This is a genomic window from Pseudoalteromonas sp. ABV4_021 (assembly GCF_056159365.1).
The window spans coordinates 396,335-418,537 of the sequence record NZ_JBSWVB010000002.1; the positions used below are offsets into that span (position 1 = coordinate 396,335).

The 22,203-nt window shown below is 41.8% G+C and carries 24 protein-coding genes; 9 read left to right on the forward strand and 15 right to left on the reverse strand.

The annotated features are described in order from the left end of the window. Positions 1 to 78: 78 nt before the first annotated feature. The 11 genes from ACXAFE_RS16115 to ACXAFE_RS16165 form a co-directional block, all read right to left on the reverse strand. A complete protein-coding gene (locus tag ACXAFE_RS16115) occupies positions 79 to 1,461 on the reverse strand; it encodes a DUF2271 domain-containing protein (RefSeq protein ID WP_475154698.1) in 1,383 nt (460 codons plus the stop codon). Between the two features lie 68 nt (positions 1,462 to 1,529). Further along, the gene (locus tag ACXAFE_RS16120) at positions 1,530 to 2,465 is read right to left on the reverse strand and encodes a calcium-binding protein (RefSeq protein WP_475154704.1); all 936 of its coding nucleotides are present in this window, start codon (positions 2,463 to 2,465) and stop codon (positions 1,530 to 1,532) included. A gap of 12 nt (positions 2,466 to 2,477) precedes the next feature. Further along, positions 2,478 to 3,278 carry a hypothetical protein gene (locus ACXAFE_RS16125; protein WP_475154707.1) on the reverse strand — a complete coding sequence of 267 codons (801 nt, stop codon included), beginning with the start codon at positions 3,276 to 3,278 and terminating at the stop codon, positions 2,478 to 2,480. Next, on the reverse strand, positions 3,271 to 4,161 hold the full coding sequence (locus ACXAFE_RS16130) for a metal ABC transporter permease (RefSeq protein ID WP_475154713.1): 891 nt from the start codon (positions 4,159 to 4,161) through the stop codon (positions 3,271 to 3,273). Before ACXAFE_RS16130 ends, ACXAFE_RS16125 begins: the two co-directional genes overlap by 8 nt. A gap of 7 nt (positions 4,162 to 4,168) precedes the next feature. Next, positions 4,169 to 4,882, reverse strand: coding sequence for a metal ABC transporter ATP-binding protein (locus ACXAFE_RS16135; protein ID WP_475154716.1), 714 nt, complete (start codon positions 4,880 to 4,882; stop codon positions 4,169 to 4,171). After that, positions 4,879 to 5,775 (reverse strand): metal ABC transporter solute-binding protein, Zn/Mn family, encoded by an 897-nt coding sequence (locus tag ACXAFE_RS16140; RefSeq protein WP_475154720.1) that lies wholly within the window; start codon positions 5,773 to 5,775, stop codon positions 4,879 to 4,881. The genes ACXAFE_RS16135 and ACXAFE_RS16140 overlap by 4 nt, the downstream gene beginning before the upstream one ends. An 8-nt stretch (positions 5,776 to 5,783) precedes the next feature. Continuing rightward, the gene (locus ACXAFE_RS16145; RefSeq protein ID WP_475154725.1) at positions 5,784 to 6,302 is read right to left on the reverse strand and encodes a hypothetical protein; all 519 of its coding nucleotides are present in this window, start codon (positions 6,300 to 6,302) and stop codon (positions 5,784 to 5,786) included. Then, the gene (locus ACXAFE_RS16150; protein WP_475154729.1) at positions 6,286 to 6,606 is read right to left on the reverse strand and encodes a hypothetical protein; all 321 of its coding nucleotides are present in this window, start codon (positions 6,604 to 6,606) and stop codon (positions 6,286 to 6,288) included. The genes ACXAFE_RS16145 and ACXAFE_RS16150 overlap by 17 nt, the downstream gene beginning before the upstream one ends. A gap of 6 nt (positions 6,607 to 6,612) precedes the next feature. Then, entirely contained in the window at positions 6,613 to 7,434 is an 822-nt protein-coding gene (locus ACXAFE_RS16155; protein ID WP_475154733.1) for a DUF4198 domain-containing protein, read from the reverse strand. 2 nt (positions 7,435 to 7,436) lie between these two features. Then, the gene (locus tag ACXAFE_RS16160) at positions 7,437 to 7,910 is read right to left on the reverse strand and encodes a DUF2271 domain-containing protein (protein ID WP_475154738.1); all 474 of its coding nucleotides are present in this window, start codon (positions 7,908 to 7,910) and stop codon (positions 7,437 to 7,439) included. A gap of 11 nt (positions 7,911 to 7,921) precedes the next feature. Beyond that, a complete protein-coding gene (locus tag ACXAFE_RS16165; protein WP_475154741.1) occupies positions 7,922 to 8,551 on the reverse strand; it encodes a PepSY-associated TM helix domain-containing protein in 630 nt (209 codons plus the stop codon). Between the two features lie 231 nt (positions 8,552 to 8,782). Here ACXAFE_RS16165 and ACXAFE_RS16170 point away from each other — a divergent pair, with 231 nt between their 5' ends. Next, on the forward strand, positions 8,783 to 10,594 hold the full coding sequence (locus tag ACXAFE_RS16170; RefSeq protein ID WP_475154744.1) for a flavodoxin domain-containing protein: 1,812 nt from the start codon (positions 8,783 to 8,785) through the stop codon (positions 10,592 to 10,594). 341 nt (positions 10,595 to 10,935) lie between these two features. Here the strand turns inward: ACXAFE_RS16170 and ACXAFE_RS16175 are convergent, their stop codons facing one another. Next, complete coding sequence (locus ACXAFE_RS16175; protein WP_475154745.1) at positions 10,936 to 11,565, reverse strand: class I SAM-dependent methyltransferase; 630 nt, start codon at positions 11,563 to 11,565, stop codon at positions 10,936 to 10,938. Between the two features lie 230 nt (positions 11,566 to 11,795). Here ACXAFE_RS16175 and ACXAFE_RS16180 point away from each other — a divergent pair, with 230 nt between their 5' ends. From ACXAFE_RS16180 to ACXAFE_RS16205, 6 genes are read left to right on the forward strand one after another with little or no spacing between them, the layout of a single operon-like run. Beyond that, positions 11,796 to 12,554, forward strand: a complete 759-nt coding sequence (locus ACXAFE_RS16180) for a DUF3450 family protein (protein WP_475154749.1) — start codon at positions 11,796 to 11,798, stop codon at positions 12,552 to 12,554. After that, a complete protein-coding gene (locus ACXAFE_RS16185) occupies positions 12,551 to 13,831 on the forward strand; it encodes a MotA/TolQ/ExbB proton channel family protein (RefSeq protein WP_475154753.1) in 1,281 nt (426 codons plus the stop codon). The genes ACXAFE_RS16180 and ACXAFE_RS16185 overlap by 4 nt, the downstream gene beginning before the upstream one ends. Next, positions 13,828 to 14,208, forward strand: coding sequence for a MotA/TolQ/ExbB proton channel family protein (locus tag ACXAFE_RS16190; RefSeq protein ID WP_475154755.1), 381 nt, complete (start codon positions 13,828 to 13,830; stop codon positions 14,206 to 14,208). Before ACXAFE_RS16185 ends, ACXAFE_RS16190 begins: the two co-directional genes overlap by 4 nt. After that, on the forward strand, positions 14,198 to 14,599 hold the full coding sequence (locus ACXAFE_RS16195) for an ExbD/TolR family protein (protein WP_475154757.1): 402 nt from the start codon (positions 14,198 to 14,200) through the stop codon (positions 14,597 to 14,599). The genes ACXAFE_RS16190 and ACXAFE_RS16195 overlap by 11 nt, the downstream gene beginning before the upstream one ends. Continuing rightward, a complete protein-coding gene (locus ACXAFE_RS16200; protein ID WP_475154762.1) occupies positions 14,596 to 15,234 on the forward strand; it encodes an energy transducer TonB in 639 nt (212 codons plus the stop codon). The genes ACXAFE_RS16195 and ACXAFE_RS16200 overlap by 4 nt, the downstream gene beginning before the upstream one ends. Next, positions 15,231 to 16,574, forward strand: a complete 1,344-nt coding sequence (locus tag ACXAFE_RS16205) for a tetratricopeptide repeat protein (RefSeq protein ID WP_475154766.1) — start codon at positions 15,231 to 15,233, stop codon at positions 16,572 to 16,574. Before ACXAFE_RS16200 ends, ACXAFE_RS16205 begins: the two co-directional genes overlap by 4 nt. Before the next feature lie 244 nt (positions 16,575 to 16,818). On the opposite strand, the gene ACXAFE_RS16210 is transcribed toward ACXAFE_RS16205, so the two are convergent. Beyond that, entirely contained in the window at positions 16,819 to 17,352 is a 534-nt protein-coding gene (locus ACXAFE_RS16210) for a GNAT family N-acetyltransferase (RefSeq protein ID WP_475154768.1), read from the reverse strand. 108 nt (positions 17,353 to 17,460) lie between these two features. Continuing rightward, a complete protein-coding gene (locus ACXAFE_RS16215) occupies positions 17,461 to 18,348 on the reverse strand; it encodes a cation diffusion facilitator family transporter (RefSeq protein WP_475154773.1) in 888 nt (295 codons plus the stop codon). Between the two features lie 141 nt (positions 18,349 to 18,489). Between ACXAFE_RS16215 and ACXAFE_RS16220 the strand changes: the two genes are divergently transcribed. Further along, on the forward strand, positions 18,490 to 19,701 hold the full coding sequence (locus ACXAFE_RS16220; protein ID WP_475154776.1) for a M24 family metallopeptidase: 1,212 nt from the start codon (positions 18,490 to 18,492) through the stop codon (positions 19,699 to 19,701). A gap of 34 nt (positions 19,702 to 19,735) precedes the next feature. On the opposite strand, the gene ACXAFE_RS16225 is transcribed toward ACXAFE_RS16220, so the two are convergent. Beyond that, positions 19,736 to 20,335: a hypothetical protein gene (locus ACXAFE_RS16225; RefSeq protein ID WP_237129800.1), complete on the reverse strand. Its 600-nt coding sequence runs from the start codon at positions 20,333 to 20,335 to the stop codon at positions 19,736 to 19,738. Positions 20,336 to 20,670: 335 nt separating this feature from the next. Between ACXAFE_RS16225 and ACXAFE_RS16230 the strand changes: the two genes are divergently transcribed. Beyond that, positions 20,671 to 22,164 (forward strand): leucyl aminopeptidase, encoded by a 1,494-nt coding sequence (locus ACXAFE_RS16230; RefSeq protein WP_475154780.1) that lies wholly within the window; start codon positions 20,671 to 20,673, stop codon positions 22,162 to 22,164. The last annotated feature ends 39 nt before the right edge of the window (positions 22,165 to 22,203 follow it).

Consider the following 22,203-nt stretch of genomic DNA (forward strand, 5'->3'; position numbering starts at 1 on the left):
TTACGCTAGAGCGTGTTGAACCGTACAACCAATTTCTATAGCGCTTTTGTTGCCAACTTTTGACTTAGCGCTTTGCTTTTACGGCGTAATCGTCAGGCTAAGTTGCCCTATTTCCCCTTTTCCGCCGTTAGTTGTTGTGGCTTGTTTCGTAACATTAAATGGCAACTTTTGATAGCTGGTTTCACCGTGCTCTCGGCTAACTTCAATATGCAATATCAATTCATTTTCAATGACGACTTGGCCAAAATCGTCCTCGCCAAACCAGGTAATACTGTGTTGACCGGGCTTTCGCGTTGCATGGGCAAGATGTGGAAAAACACTATTCTCCTTGCGCCCTACTTTTCGCCACCAGCGCCTGCTTTGCTGCCACCATCTTTCGCTATCACCAAGAATAGCCATTTGTTTTATAGGGTTACCTTTAGTATCTGATAGCCATATCGCAACATAAGGTTTACGGTAATCGGCAATATCAAATTCAGGTAACGTGTAATCAAATGTCAGCTTTGCTTTGTGTTTTGATACATCCAGTTGTTGCCATGTTTTTGAATAAACAACGCGTCCGTCAGGCAAAAATAATACGCCTGCTACGTCATGTTTATTAAGCCAATCAATGGCGTTTACACCATTCATCGTGGTTAACGCGGTTGCAATAGCATCGGCATTTGCAGTTGTTTTTGCAATTACCGCAGCGCCGATAGGCTTTGTAATTGGCCAGCCATCGCGGGGGGCAAAAATATGGCTAAATGTATTGTGTTTAATTTTAAAATGACGAAACGCAAGGCCACTTGCAGCATATGCCTGATTTTCCAAATTAGTTAACATCACCTGTTTTGCATTCTTCACATTTGGGTTAGTAAATGCAATTGGCCACGCGCCGTAATGACGACCATCGCCGCCAATATCAATTTTAAAGCGGCTTTCGCTGTAGTGGGCAACAAGTATGTCATACACTTTATCGATGATAAACCCTTTTGCGATACCATTAACATCGAGCGTTAGCTCCTCATCAAGGGTGATGTGCGAACCATTAATTAAGATTGTTTTATCACGCAACGAACGGGCTTCGCGTCTTACCTCAATACGCGATGGCAAAGTTTGCGTTTTTTCAGCCTGTTGCCAAATCGGTAAAACACTGCCTAATCGACAACTAAAATGGTTAGTGGTACTTACTTGCCATTGCTGACATAACTTGAGTACGTCGATAAGCTCAATAGGTGCATTTTTCAGTTGTTTCTCACGATTTAAAATCGAAAGGGAACTACTTGTGTTATAGCGCGATAAAATCGTGTCCAAGCGTGTTAACTCTTGTTTAACTAACTCAAACGCTAGGTCTTGTTCAGTCGCTGTGACATCCTCTATAGTAAACTGAACAGATGTGCCTAAATAGGCCATTGTGGCGTACTGTTTCGCCACTGCGTTAAATCCGCATACGAGTGCTGCGATTAAAACCACAAAACGCATCATTTACCTTTTTAGTTTAAAAGGGGGATTACTCCCCCTGAATGTTTTTGATTTTTGACCCGCAACCGTTACAGTTTGCTGTCTTGTTTTTTGGCATCGCGGTTAGCTACTTGTGCGTTAGCCTTTTCGTCAAACTCAACTTTGCCGTCTTTGTTTTTGTCATAACGTACAAAACTGCGCACACCTGACAATTGAAACTCCTCAAATGTCATACCATTGCTGTCTACATCAAGGATTTCAAAGCGTTTATCGGTACGTGCCACGCGTTTTTCACGGGCTTTTGCAATTTGCGTATCGAGTCGATTTTCAAATTCTGCTAAATATTCGTCAAATACCAGTTGGCCGTCACCATTTTCATCTGTTCTTGCGAACATTTCTTCACGTACTGCCATGTACTCTTGCCAAGACACACTGCCATTGCCGTTGGCGTCGTAAATCGCAACCATGCCCTTTTTATTATGAGTTGTTGGCATTTTTACAACACGTTTGGCACTTGCAATTTTGCGCTCACGTTGTTGTTTTTTAATTTCTTCTTCACTTTTTTGCTCTGGTTTTTTGCGCGGTTTATATTCAGGTTTTGGATCTTCATCGGTGATCATGCCGTTTTTATCTGTATCAAAAAAATCAAAACCGCGCTTTGCAACATTCATGTATTCGTCTTTCGACATAATTTCGTCGTCGTTTTTATCCATTGAGTTGAAGCGCATTTTTGTTTGCTTAACGCTTTGTATACGCTCTTGTGCAATTTTTTTATCGAGACGGTTTTCGTATTCGTTACGGTATTCATCTAGATTCACAATGCCGTCTTTATTTTCATCGGCAAGGTCAAAGCGTGTTTTTCGTGCTTTAAAAAACTCTTCAATCGTTACTTGTTGGTTGTTATCTGTATCCCAAGTATCAATCCAGCTATAGCTAAAATGGGATTTTTCTGCTGCTACAACTGAAAAACTATTAATTGCTGCAACCACAGCAATGGCCGATAAGGTTTTAATTGGACCTTTCATTTTCAACCTCTTTTATAATTGAGAAAGTGTTTGGGATAATGCATTAAAATTACGTTTTAAACGCGCAATTAATGGCGCTTTGTTAAATCGACTAAAATCATCAATATGCCAGGTATTGGGCGATGGCGTTTTCTTAACTTTATCGACTAATAAGTAATTTAGACCTAGGGCTTGTGCGTCTTGCTGGGTCGCTAAATCTGTGGCAAAGCCATTAACAAACGGCGCCTGTTTCGCATTTGCCACCATAAATGCGACGTCGTGCTTAATTAACAACTCATTACTCGCGCGATTAATACTGCGAATTTGCGACGATAGCGCTTGTTGATTGGCATTAAACATCGCAGAAAATTGTGGCCAAAGGCTCACTAAATCACGCTTCAAAATGCCTAACATAAGCAGTAAGTTATTATTATTAAGCCAAAAATACTCTTGTTGGTTTAGTAACACGACTTTCTCGCCCTTTGGCAACAGAGCCTCGGCAATGTCAATTTCAACCACACGAATATTGCTTTGGCGCACACTGGCATATAAATCAAATTGCGGCCTTACTGCCCGCATTGATACATACGCATCAAACTGGTCAAATTTGCGTGTTTTGTTTTTCTCAATCCAGCTTGGGATGCGACTTACAGGTAAACGTTTTGGGGGTAAATAAGTCACTTGAATAGGCGTATTTTCGACCATCGCTGTTACTAAGCTATGGCTTATTGGACTCACAGTGACAATTTTCAAAGGCTTACTTTCTCTTGCCTCTAACGCACCTAAAGCCAAAGGCATTAAGGTTAACAACATAGCTAACATAAGTTTACGCACGGGTGCTTACTCCTTTTACGCTGTGCACGCTAATGGCAAACACAAACCAACAACAGGCGGTTAAAATAATTGCAGGCCCAGTTGTAACAGCCCATTGCATATACATAGGTAGTAGCACGCCAATTAATGCGCTGGTTGTTGCAATCATTACTGACCATAACAACATGCTGCGTAAGTTATGGGCTAATAACCGTGCACTTGCTGCAGGAATAAGCAACAATGCACCGACTAAAATTGCACCGATGATTTTCACGGCAGCGACTGTCATCAGGGCTATAAGTACAACAAAGCCATAATCATGCAATTTAGTGTTGATGCGCTGGCTCTTTGCAATTTCAGGTGCAATTGCGGTTAAAAATGCTTGATTTGAAAAACGCCACGCAAGCACCGCAATAATGACAAACATCACGACTAAAATGAGTAAGTCTTGTTCATTGGCGGTAAGTACCGAGCCAAATAACACTTGCTCTACCAAATGGGCGTTTACTTGTTGTGCAACCAACATTAAAAGCGCCGCCCCCATTGCCAATGCAAACGCCAGAAAGACACCAATTAGTGCATCATAAGGCACGGTCGTACGCCCTCGCACCCACTGCAACGACAAGGCAAATAACAAAGAAAACGCAAATAAACTGATCCAAGGTGCGGTAATTGGCTCGCCAAGTAAAATACCAATGGATACGCCTGTGAGTGCTGAGTGGCCAACAGCTTCAGATAAAAAGGCTAAGCGTTTCACCACCACTAAAGTGCCTAATGCGCCCAACAAAGGGCCAATTAGCAAAGACGCCAAAAAGGCATTGACCAAAAAACCATAGCTGAACATTTCTGGCAACAGACCAATATTCACTAGATTTAAAAAGAATGTATGTACTAGGTCCAACATAATGTTCCTACGCTGATGTTGCTAACTCAAATGGTGCGACATTCGGCTTTAAGCGGCCAAATACGTGTTCAATCGGACCATAGTCAACCAGTTGCCCATCAATCACTGCAACAAACTGACAATACTGCTCCACCACATGCCAGTGGTGTTCAACCATAATCACACTGCCACCCGCTTGATGAAATTCGGATAACACATTAAGAATTAACCCATGGCCTTCTTTGTCTACACCGGCAAGTGGTTCATCTAACACCAGAATATCCGGTTGATTAATAAGCGCGGCGCAAAGTAAAACGCGCTGCCTTTCGCCAGCCGATAATGTACCAAGGCGTTTGTTATTAAAGGTTTCAATTTGCAAACGCGTCATAACATCACGTATTACTTGCTTTTGTTTGTAACGAAACCAAACCGGGCGGGTATCACATACCATAGTGAGGTAATCGCTTACAGTTATCGGTAAAGAGGGTTCGATAACCGCAATTTGTGGTAAATAACCAATTCGCCTGCCACTTTGTTCAGGCCACTCTAATGCAATTTGTCCGCGGTGTGGCACTTGCCCCATAAGGGCTTTAATCAATGTTGACTTACCACCGCCATTTGGCCCAACTACGCCCAGCCAAACTCCTGCAGGCACCGACAAGTTAACGTCATTCAATAGCTGGTTGTTGTTAATGCTGATATTTAAGTCACTAACACATACGATAGGGGCATGAATTGTCATAGCGGGTTACCTGACTTTGATGCTGCAAATGTCAATGCATTGGCAAGCATTGTTAGATTGTGCTTCATTTCTCGTTCAACCAAGTCTTGGCTGTACTCACCATGGGTCATATGCGAAAAATGATACACTTTAATGCCGGTCGCTTTTTCAATGACATCAACATAGCTGTTTGCCATATTAAGTTCTGTAAACAGCACGTCTATGTCGGCTTTTTTTATCTCATTAATCGTTTGTTGTAGCTGCGACGCACTTGGTGATACCCCGTGCGCGGGCTCAACAACGGCTGAAACGGTTAAGCCAAACTCTTGCAATAAATAACCATATGCGTTGTGTGTGCTCGCGATACGCACATTCGATAAATCATGATTGATTAAAATATCTTGCACTGGCTTTTTTAACGCCCGCAATTTTTTGGCATATAAAAACGCGTTCTTACTAAAGTATTTAGCGTGCTCTGGCGCCAATTGACCAAGAGATTTTGCAATGGCATAAACTTGACGAATTGCCGCATCAATAGAAACAAAGGTATGTGGGTTCACCTTATGGTTTTTGCGCAGCAGCGGCACTTGGTCGTTGGCTTTTATCAGTTTAACGCCTTTCGGTTTTATGCGATTAAAACCTTCTAGCGCAAAATCATCATGACCAATACCATTAACAACTAGCGCGTCCATGTTTTTTAAACGGCTAATATCTGCAGGGCTTAAACTGTAATTGTGTGCATTAAATCCCGTTTCAATTAACGGAATTACCTCACCTTGGTTACCCACAATATTTGCGACATAGGCATAATAAGGGTGTAAGGTCGTACCGACATGCAACTTACCGTGCTGTGCAAATGCATTTGATAACGTGATGCAACACACCATCACACTAAACATAATTTTATAAAACAAGCGAACCTCTAATTTTGGTTAGTCTGGCCACTTACGTGTTGCCATTTATTATTGTTATTGCAAAGCGCGTTATCGTCATGATGTGCGTGCGCTGTCGCGCTATGGGTTTGTTCGCGCCACATCACTTGCCAACCTGAATCGTGAAAGTTAAGGCGCAATTGGTGGTTATCGTGTTGATGTATAAAACAACCTGGTTTCGGTGATTCAAATTCACGCTCGGAAAAAGGTTTAATTTGGTATGTGATCAGCTCGTCTAATGTGGGCCTCATAGCCAATTCACCGACACTGGATAAAATAGCGATTTCTTCTGCGGCATTTTGTAATTGGGTGCTAAGGCTTACAATATTTGCCGGCAGTGCAACATGTTTACTTCGCTCGCCTACAGTGAGCACAAGAAGTAATGCTGCAAGCGCGAGTATTGATACGATTGCCACTACAAAATAGGCATTTTCTTTACGCCCATCTTGCTGCGGCACAATTTCCACAAAGCCAGCTTGGTAAAACGCGCGTTTATTCAAGTTCGGCATAATCAAACTCGGCTGGGCTTTCATGACCCGCATCAAACACAATATAAAACTCGCCGTTTGGTTTACTAAACGACACGCTACCATCACTCGCGGTTTTTACTTCACGCAGTAACGCTTCATCGTATGAGTACACTTTGAGTATTACTTCACCCGCTAAACTTGCATCAGAATAACCTGCGGTGCAGCTAAGCAGTTTTGCATCCGTATTGCTTATATGGCAGTTTAATGTTGGAAAATGGGCATGTGCTTTAGCGCATAGCGCTAAAGACAACATGCCAATCACAGGGGAAATCAGCTTTTTCATCGTGATTTACTCAAAAATCACTTCAAACGCGTAGTACACGCGGGTAATTTCAACGTCCGCTTCAGGATCGGTACTATCAATTTTATGATTGACCTTCAGCATGTAGCGCCCGCCTTTTGCGAAATTGAAGCTGACAAGCCCATCTTTATCACTTTTCAGTTCAAGGGCTTTTGGGTTTTCGCTGTATTGAGGCGCTTCGCGCTCAATCACCACATCTTGATTTACCACTGGCTTGCCGTTAAATAACAAGCTTACCGTTAAATCTTCACCTGTCACGTAATCTGACGGATGGGTGATTGGCAGTACTTCAAAGCCTTTATTTTTTGCTTTGAGTACGTCGTTGGTAGGTGCTTTATTTGTCACGTACGACATTGCAATGGTTGTGTATGATGCCGTTTCTAAATCTCGTGCACCTTTTGGTGCATTAGCCTTAGCGTGTGATTTATTGCCGCGAATGCGTTTTTCAGTGTCTCGCTTACCAATTTTGTAGCGTGAGTGATAGTTTGGACCGCGATGATATTCAAGTGCATATGTGCCTTCACCCTCAATCCCTAAATCGAATGTTGAAAAACGCGCACCTTGATAAAAGCTACCAATACGACGCACTTGTTTACCGTCGGCAGAAAATACTTTTACGCCTTCACTTGGCATTGCAAAATCCGGTCTGTATGTAGTGTGTGACGCAGTAATTTGAACTGGTACGTCAACCGCCTTTTCGCTATTCACCGTAAAGTAACTTGGCCAAATATAAATATCATGGGCACTTGCTAAACCTGATGCCAAAGCAAGTGTCAACCCTGCGGTTACGTTAACAAATTTGGATTTCATTATTATTTTCCTTTGATAATTGTTACAGCGCCAATTTCTTTATCAGCGTTTAAGTGATAGCGTTCATGGTTATCTGAGAAGTCGATTGGCGTTTTTAACAATGAACGACCGCCGTCTTCACGTACCACTTCGATAAACAGTTTGAACTGGCTTAAATCGCCAACATCGAGTGTTTCGCTATATTTGCCTGGGCCTTTTGTCGCGCCAGTCACGCCATCAGGTGTATCGCCATAACGCCCTTGTTTGCGCCACCAACGGCGAATATCCACCAGCCATTTATCCTCTTTTCGTTTAGTTAAGTGCCAAAGCAGCAATGTTTGATTTTGCGCTTTACTTTCAGCCCAAATTGCAACGTAAGGTTTGTGATAGTCGCCGGTGGTAAAACTCGGTAATTCAAATTCAACGGTTAAGGTATTTGCATGCGCAGCGACAGATGCAAACAAAAGGGAAGTCACTGCAATTAACTGCTTAAGCATCGATACGTCTCCTAATGCATTAAAGTTATGATAAAGACAAACAAGCTACTGCCGAGTAGCAGCGCAATATTGGCGTTTTTGCGCTCCATGCGGTTAACCAAAACCAACCAAAAGCCACTAATCGAAAACAGCACCATACAAATCGCGCTAATATCTGAAAGCACACGCCATAAACCTGATACGTGCTTTGCCCGATGTACATTATTCAGCATATCGATTAGGGATAAGCGTCGTGTATCAACATGTGCTTGCCCTTCTTCAATAAATGCCTCGATTAGCGTGCTGCCATTTGGCCCAGATAAATTCAAAATGACCAGACTATCTAATTCATCCCAATCGATTTCGAAGTCAACGCCCGATACGCCATGCTCAACATCAAGCCAATGCAACAAGGTTAAACTGTGGCTCGCATAGTGAGTTGGCCAGTCGGGTAAATCGGTAAGACTTTTTGGCAGCGCAATGGTTTGCTGTTGTTTTTCAACGTCACCACCTTTCCAATCGGGGTGGTTTAGGTAAATGCCCGTAATTGCAAAAAACACCATCAACACCAATACCGGCATTGCACTGAAAATATGGACCTTTCGCATAATGCGAGATACATAACTAACATCGAATTGCATTTGGCTGTTTGACCTTGCCATACCACTAAAAAATCTTCGGTCTACTTATTTGTCGGGCAAATTCTACTAGCGTTCGCTGATACTTTGCAATAGCATATGATAATTATTTTCATTTAGATTTTTAAATTAAACATGTTTCAGCTAGTCAAATACGGTAAAAACCTTATTAACTCTCAGCACGCTAACTTATCGTATTTATTGAATTTATTTATAAAATTGCTTTTTCTATTGGGCTTTGTTTTATGGGCGTGGATGTTTTCTTTAAATTCAAGCCATACTCAAACACGCTTTTCAATTGAGGGGGTTACGCAACACAGTAATGGTGAGAAAGTATTCGATAGTTTTACCATTAAACAACTTGAATTTTTCGATGAAACTCGCTTAATTGTGCTTAACCAAGAGTTTGAAATAATCAATTATCTATCTAGCAAACAACTCGCCATCGCCCATCAATTAGAACAAATCGGCCTATTATTTTGTGCTGTAATTGTGCTTATTTCATTGCTCCTTTGGAAGCAAAAAGAGCAGCATAGGCTATCTCTATTTGCCTTTTGTTTTGTCGTATGTGCCATATTTAGTGGCTGCTTCACCTTATTTAACCTAGATGTAAACAACGGCTTATCGCTGTATGTATCAATAGCTATATTGAGTGCGTGTTTCGTATTTTATGCTTGTTGTTACAGCTTACTAAATGCACGCAGTCAAACAGCGAGTACCTTGCTTGCATTCGCCAGTCAATCAGGTACTGCGATGTCGATTGCAGAGCGCTTTCATAAACAGCTGCCGAATACCTTTGATCTGCGTTGTTTATCTTCTCTCACACCCGATTGTTTAGGTCAGTATCGCCAAGTGCTTTTAATTGCTAGCACCTATGGCGAAGGTGCACCGCCAGAAACGGCAGTGAGATTTCTAAATAAAATGAAACAAACGCAAACGCTAACTAGCAAGGTGAATTTTTCGATCTTGGCGCTCGGCGATCGTACTTATCAGCATTTTTGTGCGTTTGGCCACCAGCTTGCAGATTTATTATCATCAAAAGGCGCAAAGCAAATTACCGATGTTATTGAAGTGGACCGCGGCGATAGTGATGCCATTGGTCATTGGTGGCAACAAATTAGCCACTTTATTGGCAAGGAGCAATCGACCATTTTATTGGCTGAGAACTATCACCTTCTTAATACTCACAGTAACACGCGAGTGAACTCGCAAAAGCCTAAGCGCGCTGCACATAGAATAACCTTTAAAAACGAGGGACTCACTTATCAGCCTGGCGATCTTTTAGAAGTAATACCCAAATACGACGCGGTTAAGTGTCAACGAATGCTGCGTGAAAAAGGCTTTGATTGTCAGCAACAGATCATTTTTCAGAATACTGAAATGCCGCTATTTGAAGCGGTAAGGCAATCTAACTGGCTTGGTGAAAGCGCAACATCAGCTCAACAACTTGTCGATGTGTTGACGCCGCTAGCGCCACGGGTTTATTCAATTGCAAGCGCACCACACGAATCTCAATTAGAGATTTTTGTGCGTAGGCATTTCGATGACTTTGGTAAACCGGGGCTTGCCTCAAATTACCTGTGTGATCTGAGTGAAAATGAGCTGATAAGTGCCCGTATTAGGCAACATGCAAACTTCCATTTGCCTAACCGCCTCTGTCCTACCATTTTAATCGGCGCTGGCACGGGTATTGCGCCTCTTATTAGCTTGCTAAAATGTATGTCAGTCAATGCGCAACGTGTACCCGCTTGGCTATTCTTCGGTGAGCAATCACGTAGCACAGATTTTTATTTTAAAGATGAAATTAATGCCATGCTTAGCGATAAATCACTTACTCAGTTTACCCCAGCCTGGTCTCGCGACGGTGGCGGTTATATTACTGAGCAACTAAAACAACATGCTAACAGTATTGAAAAGTGGATGCTTGACGATAACGCAATGATTTATTTATGTGGAAAACAAAAAGGGTTTGGCGAATCAGTTATCAGCTGTCTTAAATCAATTTTGCAAGAGAACGTCTACCAATCACTTATCGAGGCTAAACGCATTCGAGTCGATCTGTATTAGCTAGGGTCTGTTGATCTTTGCTGTTCTATTTTTGTTCTCTTTGAGCGTGCTTTTATCGCGGAGCTCGATGTGTGGCCTAGTAATCTAAGCGAATATCGAGCAACAATGAGAAAAGTGCGCTCAAAAGAACCGTTCGGCAGCGCTTGATTGGGTTTTCTACTGTGTTATCGGCTGACTCACATAGAATAACTATGCCACGCAGCCTCTGCCTTGTATAAAACCCAATCAAACTGCTGCAAAAACGAACTTGAAAGGTCAACAGACCCTAGTTATTAAACACAATTTATTAACGTTAACACTACTGGAACTAAGGGCGGTTTTCTATAAAACCGCCCTTTGAATTAGCGTTTAATGCCCTGGCACAGCAAAGCATGGGTATTAGTACCTAACAACTCTTGGCATTTAAGTTCAAAACCAGAAGCGTTAAACAAGCTTTGACATAAATCGGGGGTGAGCACTGTGCTGTGCGCAGGTTTTTTACCATAGGTTTTATGGTAACGATACAACAGCTTTGCACGATTAATCAGTGACATTTTGTACATGGTAACGCTCATCACAATCACTTGACCAAACGGTTTTAATACGCGATGACATTCTTTAAGCAGTTTATTTTGCTCAGGTACAACGTGTAGTAAATTAGCCATAAACAAGGTATCAAAGCTGTTATCGCGATAAGGTAAATTAAAACCATCTGCCAACTGGGTTTTTACGTTATCGCAATCACATAAGCGCTTTTGGCATACATTTAACATTTCCCTACTTACATCGGTTGCGGTAACCGACTCTGCATTATCAGCTATCACTCTAGTATAAGTGCCATTACCACAACCGAGCTCTAGCACATGACCCGTACCGTAAAACTTTGAAAGACGCGTTTTAATGCGATCTATCTCCGATTTACCCACAACATAGTTGTTACGATTTTCAAAATCAGTTGCAAACTGTTGCCATTGATTATTTAACGCTATCATCTGTTGAAACTCCTTTTTCTTAACAAGTAAGGGGAACTCTTGTTACGTGTGTGGTTTTCGCACCATTGCTCATTTATATGTAACGGCAATGCACGATTCAAGAATTTAAGTTTAATAGTGAGTTTATTTTAGTTGTAGATACTAATGATAACGGTTATCATTTGCAATATGTTTAATTTATAGCTAACGCTGGTGTGACGCTATGTCATTACTGGCAAATTTTTGTCACTATGAAGACTCCGAAAAAAGTAACCTTGGTGCTATTAATTGCTACCGCCTGTCTGTTTGATAGCCACGCAAGTACCGTCAAAGACTATCAATTACTGGTCGATAAATGGCTTAACTTACATAAACAACGTAATCAACTAATAGCCGATTGGCAAAGCCAAAAACCTTTACTCGAACAACGATTAAGTCTATTAAATATTGAAAAACAGCGATTAGAAGAAAAACTCTCACAAAGCAAGCAGCACAATGACGCCGTTAGTGAACGCCGTAATCAGATTTTACGCGCGCAATCTAAACTTGAATCCGAGCAACACGAGCTCGCATTGTGGCTTGATCAATCAATTAGTTACGCACACAGCCAGATAACAAGTCTACCTCCTCCTTTGGCAAATACATGGCGGCAATCACTTTTACAAATTACCGATGCATCGACTGACAGTGAAACCCTTGAAGTGTTGTTACTACTACAAAGCAAACGCCGTGAGTTTAATCAGCGCATAAATTTTGAAAAGTCCAAAATCACGCTTGCAACAGGCGAAAACGTGTTACTTGAACAAATCTACATCGGTGAAAAGCTTGCCTATGCGAGTACACCAGATGGTACACAGACTGGTATTGGGTTTGTTGCAAACAATCAGTGGCAGTGGCAGCTCAATAATGAAATGCGTTTTGCCGACTTTGTAAAAGCAAAAGCCATGTTACAGCACCGACAAGAAGCCGACTTTATTTCTCTGCCGGTAACCTTGGAGCAAACACAATGAAACTGCATTTATGGTTAGTCACTGCGGTGCTTTGTGTTGTAACCCCGCTCAAAGCAAACGACGTGCTCCAGTCGTTACAACACGATATTCAAAGCGCGCAAGCTGCGCTCAACAAAACCGAACAACAATTGGCACGTGAGAATAATAAACTCAGCCGCGAATTACGTAACGCTGAAAACGCTGTTCTGTTATTGCGTAAAGAAACTGAAGGCGTAATACGCGCACAAGACGAAGCGGCACTGTCGATAGAAGACGTTGAAAGTCGCTTAAAACAATGGCAGCAGCAGTCGCAATATCAAACACACCTGTTAACTCGTTATTTAAGTGAAAGCGAAATCGCGACAACAAGTGACGACTTAACAGAGTTATTAGCACTTGCGAAAAAAAGCTTTAGCGAAATACAACAAAGGCAGGGGCTCTTTTATCAAAGTGAAGTTGTATTTAGCGATGGGAATACACATCTAGCTGAGCTAATTGATATTGGCCCTTTCACTTATTTTAAAAGCGATAATGCTGCGGGTTTAATTGATAAATCTAGCCAGCACAATGAAGTCGCTGTATTACTAGAAAATGCGCATGATGCATTAACGCAGTTAAAAGACTCCGGCAATACGTTATTGCCAATCGACCCAAGTAACGGCCGCGCTACCATGAGCTTAAAACAGCAAGAAAGCATTGTTTCGCACATCAGCAAAGGCGGTGTTTGGGTCGCACCGATATTACTGTTTGCACTTTTCGCGTTACTTATTTCAATTTACAAACTGGTGCAGCTTGCAAGGCTCGACAAAATCGTGCCCGCAGTAACAGAGCGCTTAACTAACCTCAATGGTGATCACAGCTCATTGAAACTGGGCAGCTGGCAAACCGAATTGGTGGAAATTTGTAAACGCACACCAATTGGTCAATTGAGAGATGACTCACTGTTCAATGCCTTAAACGAGCAAAAGAAGCAACTCGATAACCTACTTGGTGCAATTGCTGTAACAGCTGCTGTTGCGCCACTGCTTGGCCTTTTAGGAACAGTAAGCGGCATGATTGAAACCTTTAAACTAATGACCTTGTTTGGCGCTGGCGACCCAGCTGCTGTCTCAGGTGGCATTTCAGAGGCACTCGTAACAACCGAGCTCGGCCTTGTTGTGGCTATTCCGGCGTTACTTTGTCATGCATTTTTGTCACGAAAAGTTAAAAGTCACTATCATCAACTTGAACAGTGTGCCATTTCACTTAGCCAATTTAACTTCAACCAAAACATAGAATTACATAAAGGTGCGGCATGATCACTTTAAACGAATTATCTCATCCAATTGTAATCGCCATTTTAGTGCTCGCGCTGTTTGTTTATTACCGTTTGGTGTATGCCTTCATTGCCCGCAAACAGGTGTGTTGCTGTGGCCTTGGCTTTTGGCAACAATCGCTCAATTTATGTATTTGCGCGCTACCGCTATTAGGTTTGCTTGGCACAATTATGGGATTATTAGATGCCTTTGTTGCCATGTCCTATGGCGAAACAATGGCCTTGGGCAATAGTTTAACCGCCGGCATTTCAGATGCCCTATTTACAACACAACTTGGTTTGTTATTGGCCGTACCCGCTTGGATCCTCTACAGCCTAGTTAATCGCAGCTTAAATGAAGTAGAGCGCCATGCAAGCTAACCTAAAACAACGATTGCAAAACGAAGAGCAGCAACACATCGATTTATCGCCATTAATCGACGTGGTGTTTATATTGCTTATTTTCTTTATTGTTACCACCGTTTTTGTAAAAGAAACAGGCGTAGACGTTGATAAGCCTCAGGCATTATCGCAACAAAAACTAGAGCGCAATCTAATTATGATTGCCATTACTAACGCTAAAGAAGTAGTTTACGATGGCAGTAATATTGGCGTTGCCGGCGTCCGCTCAATTGTTAGCCAGCTGACAAAAGACAAGCAACGCGCGGTGGTTATTCAGGCTGATAAACTGGTACCAACCGAGCTTTTGGTACAGGTAATTGACGAAAGTAAACTCGCTGGCGCGAGCAACGTGAGCATTGCCACACAATGAAGAAAGTAACCTCGCATTCAATTGCCTTACTGGTTGCCTTTGCGATTCTCACGTCGGCACTTTCCCTTGTAATGCTATCGCGTTTTTTGACTAAAGGGATACAAAAACCGCTGACAGTGCGCAATATTGAGACTGTGAGTTTACCGCCGCCCCCTCCTCCCCCGCCACCAATGACGCAGCCACAAATAGACACACCCCAAATTGCTATTAGCGCAAGTGGTGATGGCCCACAAATCACCATGAGTTTAGTAAAACCAGAGGTGACCTATACACAACAGCCAATTGATATCACTTTTCAGGTAGATGACATCAACTGGAGCGACTCATTGGATGTTGATTGGCAGGCATTTGGTTTGAGTGACTTAGATTCCTTGCCACGATCACTTGCGAATCTCAAATTCAACGTACCCAAAAAGATACGACGCAGCGGCGTAAAGCGTTTTGACATTGTGCTTGATATATTAATCAACGAACAAGGCAAAGTGACGCTAATTGATATTAAAGAAAATCCATTTCCCAGCTTTAAAAAAGAAATTAAACGTATTGTTAAAATTGCCCGCTTTACCCCGCCTAAAAAAAATGGCGAGAACGTAAAAGCGCGCTTTAACTGGCCTATTGAAGTAGAAACCATATGAAAATTACTCTGTTCTTAACACTGCTATTTGTTTGTACTAGTGCAACTTCTAGCAACGCACATGTCGATATCGCGATAACTAAACCGAGTTGGGATTTTGAAATTAAATACGGTTTATTATCACAAGATGCCGCTAAGCTCACAGCTAACGAACAAACCATTGCAACAACAATAAAACCACTGCTAACCAAATCCGACTACAATAGTGCGTGGCAAGCCGTAAAGCAGTTAGAAATAAACACGTTAAGCCCAGCACTTGCACAAGCAGTTGGTCAAATAGCACTACAAGTAAAACAGCTAGCGCACGCTGAGCGTGCTTTTCGCCATGCACTATCAAAAAGACCCGATTTACTACCGAGCCACCGCGGACTTGCCGCAATTTATTTAAAGTTGGAAGATAATCAAAAAGCTGCAAAATATCTCGCTAGTGCATTAACATTAGGCGACCAAGATGCAAGTTTGTTTGCACAATTAGCTTATTTGCATATGCAGCAAGCTCAACCTTACGCCGCCATTGCTGGGTTTAGACAAGCGCTTTTTTTACAACCTGATAGTCTTGATTACAAAAAAGGATTGTTATGGGCGTTAACCCAAGCCGGCGATGTAAACGAAGCAACGGTTTTACTAAACCAACTAATTGAAAACACACCTAACGAGGCTGATCTTTGGTTGCATCTTAGCCAAATTCAATTGCAGCAAGGTAAAGAAAAGAACGCCCTCGCAAGTATTGAAGTGGCAAGACGTCTTGGCAATAATAACCCAACCAATCTATTACTTAACGCCCAACTCCATTTAAACCACGGTAGCAGTGACGCCGCTGTCAAATTATTAACAGAAATAATCAACAAAGGTGACCCCGCTCATTTAACACAAATCGTTAACGCATTAACGGTTTTGATAAACCAAAATAACGTATCGCAAGCACAAGTACTTGCCTCAGTGCTTGAAAAACACAGCACTAAGCTTAACTTTAAACATCAAAGCATGCTGTTAACTTATCTAGGGCTGTTAGCTGAGCGAAATGGTAAGACCAAAACAGCAAAGCAATACTTAACCCGCGCAATTGAAACCGATGCCAGTAACGGCAAAGCCTTACTTCAACTTGGCCAACTTTATCAACATCAAAAACAAATCTCGCAGGCAAATAATTATTTTGTGCGGGCAAGTAGCCTTGATAATTATAAAGAGCAAGCGTGGTTGTTCAGCGCCCAAATCGCGATTGACCAAGGACAATATGAACGCGCGATTACACTACTGAATAATGCGTATCGTGAAAACCCAACACGACGTGACTTACTTGCTAATATAAAACAACTAGAGCGGTTAAAACGTGTTAAATAACATCACAGGTATTACTTTAGACACTCTATCGCCAGCAGTATACTTAGTTGATAATTTTTGAAAAGAATAGTGATTATCGATTTTGTTTCAAATGGAAAAAGAACGGGCAAATACTATTTTCCAAACTCATATCATGGTGTCGTCACTTGAGCAAATTAAGGTATTAAGCTAACCACACAATTCGGGATTGTGCGCTAAAATGGCGCAATCCCAACCTTTAACAAACACTGACCGAACGCTTAGATTAACTACCGCGTTTTAAACCATAAATAGCATGGTCGACTATTTTGCCATTAAGATTCTCGGCACGAGTAATAACCCCTTCTAACGAAAACCCAAGACGCTCACAGACATTTCGGCTTGCAGTATTGTTAACGGCAACTGCAATCTCAACTTTTTCCATTTCGTATTGTGTAAATGCCAATTCAATCAATCTAGTAACGGCGCGCGTAACAATGCCCTTGCCCTGAAAATCACAACTAAGCCAGTAACCAATTTCAACTTTTTTAAGCGTATGATCAATGGAATTAAAACTCACATTTCCCACTAATTCGCCTTGATATATCATGGCACACACCAGCGACTTGCCATTAGCATAATCAATCAGTGAGCGCGTAATAAAATTAGAGAAAAACTCAATGCTGTCGGCATGATTTGGCCAAATCAACCAACGACTTAAATAATCACGTTGCTTTGTTACGATATCAAAATACGCAGTTGCAAACTTGGCATCAACTAACGCTAGTTTTAACGTGTTATCAACCGCTAGAGTAAACATAATCCACCTCGTTAAGCGCTCTAAACCATTGCTATAGTTTTTTTAACAAACAAAAAAGGGCCTTTAAGGCCCTTTTACACATCAGATTACGATTAACGTATTAATAAATCAACAATGCTTACATTGATGCGCTTCAATTTGCAGCACGCTGTGCTTAACCAAAAATTCTTGCAACAAGCACTTTTCGACGGCTAATTGACATAAATCGTGATGAAGTTCTTTGGTACAACTCGGCTTTAAAACAATGTGTGCGCCGACGATCGTTTTACTGCCTTGCTTATCAACCGTTACATTGTGAACGCTACTGATGTGTTCCAGATTAGTTAATCGCGATTCGATATCGGTCGCTGCTGGCATCGCGCTATCAGTTTCAACTAAGCCATCAATACACTTTTTGATCACTCTAAAACCCGTTATCAGTACAAAAGTAGCAATAATTAAACTTGAGAAAATGTCGATATCGACCCAGCCAGTAAAGTAAATCACTATGCCAGCGCTGAATGTTAATACCGTCGATAACAAGTCTAAAAAGCTGTGTAAAAATACTGCATAAACGTTAACGCTTTCTTTGCGTCCTTGATACAACACATAAGCCGATGCAGCATGAAATAGAAAACCTAGGCCAGAGACTGCCGTCATTAAAAAGGTATTTACCTCATGAGAGTGTTCTGCGTGATTTACAAGCTTATTGGTACTGGCAAAAATAATTGTCGCTGCGATGGCTAAATACAAAATACCGTTAATTAAGCCGCCAATGAGCTCTGCTTTTTTATAACCCGCGTTATAGTTTTTTGCTAAGTGAATCGCAATGCTTGAGGCGATTAACGCTACCACTAACGAACTGTTATGAACAAATAAATGACCGGCATCAGCCAGTACTGCCATTGAGTTGGCAAAAAACGAAACAATAAATTGAATCACCATAAAAGTGCTTGTAATTGAAAGGGCGATAAGTAAACGGCGCCGTGCAGTTTTATGGGTGGTGATATCTGTCATGAATGGGGATAAGTTAGAAACTAAAATGTTATAGTGTTTCAATTATAACGGTTAGTTTTCATAAAATCACTCCTAGTGCTTCTAAAACCTAAAATAAAATGATAGATTTTGCATATTGCATACAATAAAGAGTATTTTCATATGACGATAGGTGTAGGTGGCAGCACAATAGAACAAGCTTTAGCCAAATTAGATAATATGACGCAACAAGTTGCGCCAATTTCAAACGACGAACTCAACGCCCGTTTACAAAAAGCGCAATCACTAATGCAACAGCAAGGTATTGCAGCTATGTATATTGATGCGGGTACTAACCTAACCTATTTCACCGGTTTAAAATGGTACAAAAGCGAGCGTTTAGTTGGTGCTATTTTGCCTGCAAAAGGCGAGCTATGTTACGTCGCCCCGCATTTCGAACAAGGTTCACTGAACGATTACATGAAGCTGAATGGCGAGTTTTTTGGCTGGCATGAACATCAAAGCCCTTACGCGTTGATTGCAGAAATACTGCAAAAACAGGGGATAAACGAAGGCAAACTAGCTGTCGATCCAAGCGCTGGTTATTTTCTTGTCGACGGCATTATAAAAGCAAACCCGCAACTTACAGTGATTAACGCCGATGTTATCACCGCGCCTTGCCGTGAATGTAAATCTGATGCGGAAATCGCCCTGATGCAAACCGCTAAAAATATGACATTAGAAGTGCATAAAGCCGCAGCAAGCATTTTAAAACCAGGCATTACAACAAGCGAAGTTGAAGCGTTTATTAACCAAGCTCATAAAAAGGTTGGTGCATCAGGTTCATCGTTTTGCATTGTGCTGTTCGGTTTAGCGACATCTTTCCCTCATGGAGTAAAAGATCCTCAAGTACTGCAAGAAAATGATTGGGTACTGATTGATACCGGCTGTATTGTTGAAGGCTATCATTCTGATATAACGCGCACTTATGCGTATGGCAAAGCAACTGACGAACAGCGTGCTGTATGGCAAGTAGAAAAAGATGCGCAAATCGCGGCATTTAATGCTGCCAAAATTGGACAAGCTTGCGAAGTGACTGATGCTGCTGCCCGCGTGGTAATTGATGCTGCTGGATTTGGTCCAGAATACGAGCTTCCCGGTTTACCACACCGTACTGGGCATGGCTGTGGCATGGATATTCACGAATCACCCTACTTGGTAAAAGGCGACACCACACCACTTGCAAAAGGTATGGTATTTAGCAACGAGCCGATGTTGGTATTACCGGGTAAATTTGGTGTCAGACTTGAAGATCATTTTTACATGACTGATGAAGGTCCAAAGTGGTTTACACAGCCTGCACATAGCGTAGACGACCCATTTGGTTTGGCATAACACAAAGGCGCAGCTTGCTAGTGTAAGCTGCGCTTTACGACTGCAACCCCTGATACAGTTGTTGGTTTTCATTACGATGTAAATTAAACAAAAACTTTCTTAAACGGTCACGTCCGCGTTGAACTTTAGCAATTTTCGCTGCCACAACATCGCGCTCTACTCGCACAGCTTCAAATTCTAACGCCACCTGCTCTTCGTTAGGTAAGCTAATACATAACGACTTTTCGTTTAAAATGCGCTTAAGGCTGCGACGGTCGCTCACTCGAAACGCAATGCCAGTACTTGAAAGTGACAATAGATCGTGTGCTTTGCCTTTTTGGTCTTGCAATTCCACATTAACAAAATCACCACCACGCCAACTGCGCTCACCATTTTGAATATCGACAATTTCAGGAGTACCAAGAACCGGTTTGAACTCACCGTTCTCAATTGTCATTTCGAGCGGAAACCACAACTGATAATGACTAATCTCAGCCAGTAGTGTCAGTTTAGATTGCTCAAATACTTGATAAAGATTGCTTGGAATTTCAGATTTTATGCTAAGCGCATGGCCTGACTCGTCAGTTTGCTCAGGTGTTGATTTGTCTGCAAACATATTAGAGAAAAAAGCTAACTCTTCTTGTGATAATTCCATGCCCCAACCTTTCTTGTATTTAGAGCCTTCCACGTATGAATTGTTAATTTTTTATAGAGGAGAATGGGCTCTAGGTAACAAATGTCCCCATAAAGTAGTACAAACTTTATCGAAATTTTTGATTTAACTCAATGTTTCGACGGTGATTTTGTGTGTTTAATCAACAAAATTGCATTATTTTTGTAATGTATATTTGACAAAATGTAACCAAACGACTACCCAAGTGGCCTTTTTCTTGTTATTCGCCTCGCTAAACTGGCAACTAATCGTTTATCGATTAACATTTTGCTGGCGTTAATGTAAACATGCACAAATTTATATTTGAAGGATCTCACATGAAAAAGTCTTTATTAGCACTTGCGCTAACGGCAAGTACTGCAATGCCTGTTGCAGCTGAGCAGTTTAACTTTTCAAACGCTACGACCTCCGACGCAGATACGCTTGTTTTATTCACCCATGAAAAGCAAGGCGAAAACGTATTTTCAAACTACCCTTTTGCACGCCAACTTAATCAAGCAATCGCTGCAAATGAATTCAGTGGTAAATTTGCCACTAAGTTAGAAGTCGTTGCACCACAAAACAGTATTTATAAGCGCGTAATGGTTATCGGTCTTGGCGATGACAACAGCTTGACACAATCAGAGCTGACAAAATTAGGCGGTAAGCTTTCTGGCATGTTAGAGCAAAAGTACATTCAGAATATTGCTATTGATGCCTCATCATTTGCAAGCTCTGATCTTGCGCAACTTGCTCACGGCATTAACTTACGTGCATACCGTTTTGACAAATACCAAAAAGAAAAGCGTGATGAAAAAGCGTTTACCTTTATTTCAGCAAACGCAACTACTGCAAAACAAGAATACGCGCACTTAGCTAACATTGAAAAAGGTGTATTTCTTGCGCGTGACTTAATTTCTGAAGTCGCCACAGAAATGACGCCTGTTGATTTTGCAAATGAAGCGAAAAAACTCAAAAAGATTGGTGTCGAAGTATCAGTATTAACACCAAAAGAAATCAAAGAACTTGGCATGGGTGCGCTTGAAGCGGTTGGCCGTGGCAGCAATGAAGGTTCTCGTTTAGTTGTTGCCCATTATAAAGGCAGCGACGATGCACCCATTGCACTTGTTGGTAAAGGTATAACCTTTGACTCAGGTGGCTACAGCATTAAAACAGGTTCATCAATTGCGCGCATGAAATCTGATATGGCAGGCGCGGCAGCAGCGCTTGGTACGGTAAAAGCGCTTGCGTTAAACGAAGCGAAAGTTAACGTAGTTGCAGTAATGGGCATGGCCGCTAACATGGTATCGGAAAGCTCTGTAGCCCCTGGCGATGTAGTACGCACTGCAGCGGGTCACTCGGTAGAAATTCTAAATACTGATGCAGAAGGTCGTTTAGTACTGTCTGATGCACTTTGGTATGCACGCACGCAATTTAAACCTCAAGTTATGGTCGATATTGCAACGCTTACTGGTTCAAAAGTACGTGCTGTTGGTAATCGTTATGCTGCAGTATTTTCAGATGATGACAGCCTAGTTGAATCTCTGACAGTTGCTGGTAAACAAGTAAATGAAAACCTATGGCGTTTACCACTTGGCTACAAAGATATGCTTAAAAGCCCGATTGCAGATTTCGCTAATATTGGTTCAGGTGGGCCGGGCGCAACAACTGCAGCGACTTTCCTACAACAGTTTGTAGGCGATACCAAATGGGCGCACATTGACATAGCCGGTAATGCACTTGCGTCATCAGCAAAAAATGAAGTGCCAAAAGGTGGTACAGGCTACAGTGTACGTTTATTGACTCAGTGGGTTGAGAATCAAGCTAAATAACTAGCTCAATAGTACCTTAAAAACAAAAAAGTGGGCATT

Coding starts and splice junctions, on each gene's coding strand:
- ACXAFE_RS16115 (WP_475154698.1), bottom strand. CDS start 1,461: ATGCGTTTTGTGGTTTTAATCGCAGCACTCGTATGCGGATTTAACGCA.
- ACXAFE_RS16120 (WP_475154704.1), bottom strand. CDS start 2,465: ATGAAAGGTCCAATTAAAACCTTATCGGCCATTGCTGTGGTTGCAGCA.
- ACXAFE_RS16130 (WP_475154713.1), bottom strand. CDS start 4,161: ATGTTGGACCTAGTACATACATTCTTTTTAAATCTAGTGAATATTGGT.
- ACXAFE_RS16135 (WP_475154716.1), bottom strand. CDS start 4,882: ATGACAATTCATGCCCCTATCGTATGTGTTAGTGACTTAAATATCAGC.
- ACXAFE_RS16145 (WP_475154725.1), bottom strand. CDS start 6,302: ATGCCGAACTTGAATAAACGCGCGTTTTACCAAGCTGGCTTTGTGGAA.
- ACXAFE_RS16150 (WP_475154729.1), bottom strand. CDS start 6,606: ATGAAAAAGCTGATTTCCCCTGTGATTGGCATGTTGTCTTTAGCGCTA.
- ACXAFE_RS16155 (WP_475154733.1), bottom strand. CDS start 7,434: ATGAAATCCAAATTTGTTAACGTAACCGCAGGGTTGACACTTGCTTTG.
- ACXAFE_RS16160 (WP_475154738.1), bottom strand. CDS start 7,910: ATGCTTAAGCAGTTAATTGCAGTGACTTCCCTTTTGTTTGCATCTGTC.
- ACXAFE_RS16165 (WP_475154741.1), bottom strand. CDS start 8,551: ATGGCAAGGTCAAACAGCCAAATGCAATTCGATGTTAGTTATGTATCT.
- ACXAFE_RS16170 (WP_475154744.1), top strand. CDS start 8,783: ATGTTTTCTTTAAATTCAAGCCATACTCAAACACGCTTTTCAATTGAG.
- ACXAFE_RS16175 (WP_475154745.1), bottom strand. CDS start 11,565: ATGATAGCGTTAAATAATCAATGGCAACAGTTTGCAACTGATTTTGAA.
- ACXAFE_RS16180 (WP_475154749.1), top strand. CDS start 11,796: ATGAAGACTCCGAAAAAAGTAACCTTGGTGCTATTAATTGCTACCGCC.
- ACXAFE_RS16185 (WP_475154753.1), top strand. CDS start 12,551: ATGAAACTGCATTTATGGTTAGTCACTGCGGTGCTTTGTGTTGTAACC.
- ACXAFE_RS16190 (WP_475154755.1), top strand. CDS start 13,828: ATGATCACTTTAAACGAATTATCTCATCCAATTGTAATCGCCATTTTA.
- ACXAFE_RS16195 (WP_475154757.1), top strand. CDS start 14,198: ATGCAAGCTAACCTAAAACAACGATTGCAAAACGAAGAGCAGCAACAC.
- ACXAFE_RS16200 (WP_475154762.1), top strand. CDS start 14,596: ATGAAGAAAGTAACCTCGCATTCAATTGCCTTACTGGTTGCCTTTGCG.
- ACXAFE_RS16205 (WP_475154766.1), top strand. CDS start 15,231: ATGAAAATTACTCTGTTCTTAACACTGCTATTTGTTTGTACTAGTGCA.
- ACXAFE_RS16210 (WP_475154768.1), bottom strand. CDS start 17,352: ATGTTTACTCTAGCGGTTGATAACACGTTAAAACTAGCGTTAGTTGAT.
- ACXAFE_RS16215 (WP_475154773.1), bottom strand. CDS start 18,348: ATGACAGATATCACCACCCATAAAACTGCACGGCGCCGTTTACTTATC.
- ACXAFE_RS16220 (WP_475154776.1), top strand. CDS start 18,490: ATGACGATAGGTGTAGGTGGCAGCACAATAGAACAAGCTTTAGCCAAA.
- ACXAFE_RS16225 (WP_237129800.1), bottom strand. CDS start 20,335: ATGGAATTATCACAAGAAGAGTTAGCTTTTTTCTCTAATATGTTTGCA.
- ACXAFE_RS16230 (WP_475154780.1), top strand. CDS start 20,671: ATGAAAAAGTCTTTATTAGCACTTGCGCTAACGGCAAGTACTGCAATG.